This window comes from Sphingomonas sp. CCH9-E2, from assembly GCF_001557215.1.
In the GTDB taxonomy this organism is placed as follows: domain Bacteria; phylum Pseudomonadota; class Alphaproteobacteria; order Sphingomonadales; family Sphingomonadaceae; genus Sphingomonas.
This window is the reverse complement of the sequence record NZ_LSJM01000382.1, coordinates 1-1,025: the sequence shown is the minus strand read 5'-3', so window position 1 is coordinate 1,025 and position 1,025 is coordinate 1. Positions and strand designations below refer to the sequence as shown.

General features: G+C 68.5%; 1 protein-coding gene. It reads left to right on the top strand.

Annotated elements, in window-relative coordinates; translation table 11 throughout:
• On the top strand, positions 1-890 hold an 890-nt coding region (locus AX681_RS17525; RefSeq protein WP_231735005.1), incomplete at its 5' end, for a sensor histidine kinase.
• Positions 891-1,025 lie beyond the last annotated feature (135 nt).

The following is a 1,025-nucleotide window of genomic DNA, read 5'->3' as shown; positions in this document are numbered from 1 at the left end:
GCGCGATCCTGGCGGGTCTGCTCGCAATCCTGCTGGGCGCCGCCTACTGGCTCGCGGGGCGCTGGTCCAAGCCCCAGCGCGAACTGCTGCGCCTCAGCCACGAGGTCGCCGATGGCGATGGCGACATCCATTTCGACGAGCGCGGCCCGCGTGAGATCGTCGGCACCATGCGCAATCTGCGCCGCATCGCCAACCGCTTCGAGCGGATCGAAACCGCGCGCCGTACCTGGCTGGTGATGATCGCCGAAGAACTGCGCGAACCGATCGCCTCGCTCGGCGGGCGTCTCGCCGAGCTACAGGAAGCGCTGACCGCCGAACCCGAGTTCAAGGCCGCGATCGAGGCCGACCAGTCCCGCCTCGCGCGCATGGCCGAAGATCTCCACGCCGTCGCGCTCGCCGATCTCGGCCGCCTGCCGCTGCGCTTTGCCGATGTCGATCCGCGCGCGCTGATCCACAATACGATCTGGAGCCATGGCAAGCGCGCCGAAGCTGCCGGAATCCGTCTCGAAACGAGCAACCTGCCTCCCTATACCATCCTGGTGAAGTGGGACGCCGAGCGGATCGAGCAGCTGTTCGGCGCGCTGATCGAAAACAGCATGCGTTATGTCCCGCGCGGTGGGCGCATCGTCCTTGGCCTCGAAAGCCAGCGCGACGCGTGGCGCCTGATCGTCGACGACAATGCTCCCGGCATCGATGTCGGCCTCGCGCAGCAGCTGTTCGAACCCTTTTACCGCGCCAATGCCAAGGAAACCCCCGGCGGATCGGGCCTCAGCCTCGCCACCGCCCGCGCAATCGTCGAGGGGCATCACGGCCGGATCGAAGCCAGCAACTCCCCGATCGGCGGGCTGCGCATCACCGTCGTCCTGCCCGCCACCCCACCGATGGCCTGAGCTCCAATAATCCTCCCCCGACAGGGGGAGGTGTCAGCGGAGCTGACGGAGGGGGAGGAAGCACGACGGTCGAGGGGGCGCAGCCGTCCTCCCCCTCCGTCGCCTTCGGCGCCACCTCCCCCTGGCGGGGGAGGA